Origin of the sequence: Methanobrevibacter sp., from assembly GCF_050872065.1 — an archaeon.
In the GTDB taxonomy this organism is placed as follows: Archaea; Methanobacteriota; Methanobacteria; order Methanobacteriales; family Methanobacteriaceae; genus Methanocatella.
This window is the reverse complement of record NZ_JBNMGD010000070.1, coordinates 1-4,434: the sequence shown is the minus strand read 5'-3', so window position 1 is coordinate 4,434 and position 4,434 is coordinate 1. Positions and strand designations below refer to the sequence as shown.

4 protein-coding genes and 1 pseudogene are annotated in these 4,434 nt (G+C 29.1%); all 5 read left to right on the top strand.

What is annotated here, in order from left to right:
- A pseudogene (locus ACR0P1_RS07530) lies at nucleotides 1-851 on the top strand (hypothetical protein); the annotation flags it as partial.
- Nucleotides 829-2,415: a hypothetical protein gene (locus ACR0P1_RS07525; RefSeq protein ID WP_432645789.1), complete on the top strand. Its 1,587-nt coding sequence runs from the start codon at nucleotides 829-831 to the stop codon at nucleotides 2,413-2,415. The pseudogene ACR0P1_RS07530 and the gene ACR0P1_RS07525, both read left to right, overlap by 23 nt.
- 175 nt (nucleotides 2,416-2,590) lie before the next feature.
- Nucleotides 2,591-2,965 carry a hypothetical protein gene (locus ACR0P1_RS07520; RefSeq protein ID WP_432645788.1) on the top strand — a complete coding sequence of 125 codons (375 nt, stop codon included), beginning with the start codon at nucleotides 2,591-2,593 and terminating at the stop codon, nucleotides 2,963-2,965.
- A 35-nt stretch (nucleotides 2,966-3,000) separates the two neighbouring features.
- On the top strand, nucleotides 3,001-3,843 hold the full coding sequence (locus tag ACR0P1_RS07515) for a pantoate kinase (protein ID WP_432645787.1): 843 nt from the start codon (nucleotides 3,001-3,003) through the stop codon (nucleotides 3,841-3,843).
- On the top strand, nucleotides 3,836-4,366 hold the full coding sequence (locus tag ACR0P1_RS07510; RefSeq protein ID WP_432645786.1) for a class I SAM-dependent methyltransferase: 531 nt from the start codon (nucleotides 3,836-3,838) through the stop codon (nucleotides 4,364-4,366). The genes ACR0P1_RS07515 and ACR0P1_RS07510 overlap by 8 nt, the downstream gene beginning before the upstream one ends.
- Nucleotides 4,367-4,434 lie beyond the last annotated feature (68 nt).

Below are 4,434 nucleotides of genomic sequence, written 5' to 3'. Positions count from 1 at the left end.
TATATATATTGAGTCTTGTTTTGTTAGTAATTTTGTCTGTAGGTGCTGTTTCAGCAAGTGACGGTGAAATAAGTGAGTTAACCAGTAATTCTACTGATTCAATCTCAATAGATGATAATGAAGTAGTTTTGGAATCTCCGTCTGTGATGAGTAATAATGTTGATGTTCCATCTTTAAGAAGTGGTTCTGGAAATTCAATATATGTGGATTCCAGTGCAGGCGCTGGTGGAGATGGTTCAATTACTAGTCCATACAAGGATTTATCTTCAGCTTTAGGTAGTTCAGTTGATGGTGATTCAATTTATATCTTACCAGGGATTTATAAAGGTTTAAATAATAATGTTGGGTTAAAAATTACAAAAAATAATTTACTTATTATTGGAACTGGTCCTGATGTGATTTTTGATGGTGAAAACACTAATCGTATATTTAACATAACTGGATCAAATGTAACCATACAAGGAATAACCTTTAAAAACGCAAAAGCAGATAATTATGGGGCAGCAATATATTCCGACAATTTAATATTGAATATAAAAAATTGTAGTTTTGAAAACTGTTATCTCCCTAATTCTTATGGTACTACTGGTAATTATGGTGGTGCTATTTATGTTAATGGTAATCTGATTGTTATTGATTCCTATTTTGTGAATAACACAGCCTCTAAGGGTAGTGCTATTTATCTACCTTATGATGGTAATATTAAGTGGAATATGAACATTACTAATTCCACTTTTATAAATAATAATGCTAGTGATGAGGGTAGTGCTATTTATACATACTCTTATGGAGATTTGAATATTATTAATTCTTCTTTTATTAATAATTATGCTAGATATTTATTCTTATAATGATTTGAATGTTATTAATTCCTCTTTTAGGAATAATACTGCTAGAGATGGTAGTGCTATTTATTCTGGTTATGATTTGAATGTTGTTAATTCTATTTTTATAAATAACACTGCTACTAAGAATGATGTGGGACCAGGTGCCATTAATGCTTATAGGAATACGAACATTACTAATTCCACTTTTATAAATAACACAGCTACTTATTATGGTGGTGCTATTTATTTTAGTGGGTATAGTTATAGTTTGAATGTTATTAATTCCACTTTTATGAATAATACTTCTAAGCAGGATGGTGGTGCTATTTATTCTTCTAATTCTAGAAATGTGAATATTACTAATTCTTCTTTTATGAATAATACTGCTGAGCGGGATGGTGGTGCTATTTATTCTTCTAAGGATGTGACTGTTACTGATTCTTCTTTTATGAATAATACTGCTAAGCAGAATGGTGGTGCTATTTCTATTAGTCAGGGGGATTATTATTCTAGTGTTTTGAATACTGTTAATTCAACTTTTATTAATAATATTGCTATTGTGAATGGTGGTGCTATTTATATTGGGAAGTCTAATTCTGTTGTGAATACTAGGGATTCTACTTTTATTAATGATACTGCTTCTCATAGGGATGGTGCTATTTATTCTCAGGGTAATGTGACTAATATTAGTTCAATTTTCATTGAGAGTAATCTTATAGTGTCTGTAGATAGTAATATGAGTTCTAGTGTTAATCCAGGTGATCAAATTAGTTTTACAGTTTCTGTTACTAATCCTAGACCTAAAAACAATGTAACTGACGTATTCGTTATATTGAATATGCCTGATGGTCTTACTTACATTAATCTCACTGGTGTTAATTGGACTAAAGACGGTGATAAGTTTGTTTATAATGGTAATTTAACTCCTAATGAATCCGTTAGTTTTACTGTTGTCTTCAATACTACTGGAGGTATTTTTGATTTAGAAACAATCACTGGATCTAATCAAACTTATAATGTGACTACTAGTAATAAGTTTACTGTTGGTACTCCAGGTTTGTCTGTTAATATTACTAATGATGATTCTGTGAATGTAGGTGACCAAGTTAACTTTACAGTTACAGTTAAAAATACTGGTGATATGCCATTAACTGATGTTTTTGTTGAAATTAATATTCCAGACGGTCTTAGTTACAAGGATATTACAGGTAATTGGACTAAAAAAGGAGATAAATTCTATTATAATGCTAATTTAGCTCCTGGTGAGAAATCAACTTTAACTGTGATTTTTAATGCGGTTAAAGTTGGTAATTTCACTGTTACTGCAATTGCGGGTTCCAATGAAACCAACAACACAACAGTCATCCAGAATACTGTAAATATTATGGAAAGTGAAGACACAGAAGATGTAAACACTACTGATGAATCAAATACTAATGAATTAGATAAAGTAAACAAAATAAGTGCAATTAAATCAAGTTGTGATGGCGGAATTGTTAATACTGATTTGGCTACAGGAAATCCTTTGATTGTCTTGTTAGCTTGCTTATTGATGATTTTAGTACCATTCAGAAAACGTAAATATTAAATGAAGAATTAGTTTTCTAAAAAAAATATTTTTTTTAGAGGATTAATTTTTCTTCTTTTCTTTTTTTGGTAATTAGTGTATAATTGAAATTAATATATATTATCTCAGTAGAAGTTAATTTTAATTTATTAAATAGGCTAAAAATTTATTATCTCTCTTGAATATAGTTATTATCATGAAATTTTCTGGTTTTATGAATGTATACCAATTGGATGATATGAGTTGGGAATACCAGTTTGGAGATAAATCACTTAAAGCTCAAACACTAAAAGAACTGGAAGTCCTTGTTAGTCTTTATGGTTTAAAATGGAGAATTTTAGATAAAGATTTAGTTGAAAAATCCATTGAGATAGACAAAAATAATGTTACTGGTTTTTTAAATGTTTATAAAAAAGATGATTATTGGTATTATAGGAATTCTAATTTGAAATCACATAGTCTTGAAGTCTTAAAGAAAAAAGTCTTAAGTGAAAATCTTGAATGGAAAGAAACAGATAAGGAACTTGCTTATAAAAATTGGAAATTGGATTTAAGAAAATTTAAAAAATAATAAATTTTAATTATTTTGTTTAACAATTAATAATTATGAGTGTTTTTGTTCCAGGTCATGTGACTGGTTTTTTCAATATTGAAGATTATGAATCCAAACTGAAAAAAGGATCTTGTGGAGTAGGATTTCTGCTTACAAAGGGTGTTAAAACAACAATCGTTGAATCAGATAGCTTTGAATATGAAGTTAATCGTGGTGATGACACAATTATTCGTGAAGTTTTAGCTATTTTAGAATTGGATGATATGAATTTTAAAGTTATTCAGGATATTCAACTTCCAATTGGTGCTGGTTTTGGCACATCAGCAGCTTCAGCATTAAGCTTGACATTAGCTTTAAATGAATTTTTAGGTTTAGGTTATTCAGAGGATTTATGTGGTCAAATTGCTCATATGGCTGAAGTTAATTTAGGTGCTGGTTTGGGGGATGTAATAGCTCAAACAGGTAATGGTTTGGTTTTAAGAACAAAACCTGGAGCGCCGGGAATTGGTGAAATCGAATCATATAATCATGATGTTTATGTTGCATATAAAACATTTGGACCAATTGAGACATCTGAGATTATTAATGACCCTGATTATAAAAAAATTATTTCGGAAGTAGGATTGAAGTATTTGGAGCTATTTGAAAATGAGCCTAACTTGGACAATTTTTTAATTTATTCAAATAAATTTTCTCTTGAAACAAAACTGATGTCTCAAGAAGTCAAAAAACAAATTGATTATTTTGAATCTATAGATGATATTTTAGGTAGTTCTATGGCAATGCTTGGAAATACTGTATTTGCATTAGCTTATAATGAAGAAGTATTTAAAAAATTAAACATTGAAGGGTTACATATAGATAAATTAAATAATGATGGTATTGTTTATGATTAATCTTAGTTATGATGTAGAAATTTACCGACATCAAATTTTAGATTTAGCTCAAAATGGCAATACAATAATAGAGTTAGGATGTCATGTTGGCAATACAACAGAGATTCTATTGGATAATTTTAAAGATTCAAAGATAATAGCTCTTGATAATTCTCCTGAGGCCACAGCTAGTATGAATGAATTGGCTTGTGATAATCTGGAATTTATCAATGCAGATGTTCGTCTTCATGAAACATTACTTGAGGTATTTAAGAAAATACAAAAATGTGACATTTTATGTATTGACTTAGGTGGAGGATATCATCCAGATACTGTTTTTAAAGTATTTTATATTTGGTCATCAACATTTAAACCAAAACATACCATTATTAGAAATAGGGGCATTCTGGAATTTTTTAATTCAGTAGAAAGTTGTAGTGAAGATTATATGTCTAGTGAAGGATATCTTGATTCTTATCATGATTCTGGCATCCCACAGCAAATTAAAGAATTTGAGTTATGGACACCTTCTCTTAAGAAATAATATAATTGTATACTTTACAGTTAAATTTGATTGAAAATTATTTTTCATTAATTTACGATATGAATAGT

Bases quoted from the DNA above. Each gene is read 5' to 3' on its own strand.
- ACR0P1_RS07525 (WP_432645789.1), top strand. From the start codon at position 829: ATGCTAGATATTTATTCTTATAATGATTTGAATGTTATTAATTCCTCT.
- ACR0P1_RS07520 (WP_432645788.1), top strand. From the start codon at position 2,591: ATGAAATTTTCTGGTTTTATGAATGTATACCAATTGGATGATATGAGT.
- ACR0P1_RS07515 (WP_432645787.1), top strand. From the start codon at position 3,001: ATGAGTGTTTTTGTTCCAGGTCATGTGACTGGTTTTTTCAATATTGAA.
- ACR0P1_RS07510 (WP_432645786.1), top strand. From the start codon at position 3,836: ATGATTAATCTTAGTTATGATGTAGAAATTTACCGACATCAAATTTTA.